Here is a 1,435-nt window from a genome sequence, read left to right as displayed (position 1 = left end):
AGTAGTGCCCATTAGCGTGGTGTAACGGCCCGGGTATCGGGCGTGTTGATCCCGAACGTGAGGCGGCCACCGCGTGATTCTTGGAAAGACCGACCAAGATCTTTTCCTTAGGAGAATCCACGCGATGACCGCACCCCATGTTATCGACCCTGCCCGTTTCCTGTCAGAGCAACTCGAGCAGGCCTCACCGGATCTGATGCGATCAATGTTGACCACGTTCATCAACGCCCTGATGAGCGCCGAAGCCGACGCGGTCTGCGGCGCCGAGTACGGTGCCCGCTCCCAGGACCGGAAGAACTCCCGCAACGGGTACCGGCATCGCGACTTCGACACCCGCACCGGGACGTTGGATGTGGCGATCCCGAAGCTGCGCTCGGGGTCGTATTTCCCGGACTGGCTGCTGGAGCGCCGGCGCCGTGCCGAGGCGGCGCTGACCACCGTGGTGGCGACCTGCTACCTGCTCGGGGTTTCCACGAGGCGGATGGAAAAGCTCGTCGAAACCCTCGGAATCACACGGTTATCGAAGTCCCAGGTTTCACTCATGGCCCAAGACCTCGACGCCCAGGTCGAAGCGTTCCGGACCCGACCGCTGGACGCCGGCCCGTACACGTTCGTCGCCGCAGACGCCCTGGTCCTGAAGGTCCGCGAAGGCGGCCGTGTGGTCAACATCCACGCCATGATCGCCACCGGCGTCAACGCCGACGGGCACCGCGAGGTCCTGGGCATCCAGGCCACCTCCGCTGAGGACGGCGCCGGGTGGCTGGGCTTCTTCCGGGACCTGACCGCCCGCGGCCTGACCGGGGTGAAACTGGTGACCTCCGACGCCCACGCCGGGCTCGTCGCCGCAATCGGGGCGACCCTGCCCGGCGCTTCCTGGCAGCGGTGCCGGACCCACTACGCAGCGAACCTGATGGCAGTGACTCCAAAGAGCAGCTGGCCGTGGGTGAAGACACTGCTGCACTCGATCTATGACCAGCCCGACGCACCGTCAGTACACGCCCATTTCAACCGGGTCCTAAACGCCCTCCAGGAGAAGCTGCCGAAGGTCGCCGACCACCTTGAGAGGGCCCGGGAGGACATCCTCGCGTTTACCGTCTTCCCCAAAGGTTTGTGGCGCCAGGTCTGGTCCAACAACCCCCAGGAACGCCTGAACAAGGAAATCCGGCGGCGCACGGACGTGGTCGGCATCTTCCCCGACCGCGACGCACTGATCCGGCTCGTCGGCGCCGTACTGGCCGAGCAGCACGATGAATGGACCGAATCCCGCCGCTACCTCAGCCTCGAGCTCATCCAGCAATCCCAAACCGTCGGCACCACGCCCGCCGACGCCCTCAACACCAAGGAGGACACCACACCCGAACTGGCGCTCAGCGCCTAACCCGAATACCAAGAATCACGCGACAACCGCGTTACACCACGCAAATGGACTTGACCC

The 1,435-nt window shown here is 64.9% G+C and carries 1 protein-coding gene; it reads left to right on the top strand.

From position 1 onward, the window contains the following. The first annotated feature begins 124 nt into the window (after window positions 1-124). A complete protein-coding gene (locus BLS52_RS18205) occupies window positions 125-1,378 on the top strand; it encodes an IS256 family transposase (RefSeq protein WP_090588598.1) in 1,254 nt (417 codons plus the stop codon). The last annotated feature ends 57 nt before the right edge of the window (window positions 1,379-1,435 follow it).

It is taken from the genome of Arthrobacter subterraneus (assembly GCF_900099735.1).
Lineage (GTDB): Bacteria > Actinomycetota > Actinomycetes > Actinomycetales > Micrococcaceae > Arthrobacter_D > Arthrobacter_D subterraneus.
This window is presented reverse-complemented; position numbering and strand designations above follow the sequence as displayed.

Excerpts from the sequence above, each read along its gene's own strand:
- BLS52_RS18205 (WP_090588598.1), top strand. The coding sequence starts at position 125 with ATGACCGCACCCCATGTTATCGACCCTGCCCGTTTCCTGTCAGAGCAA.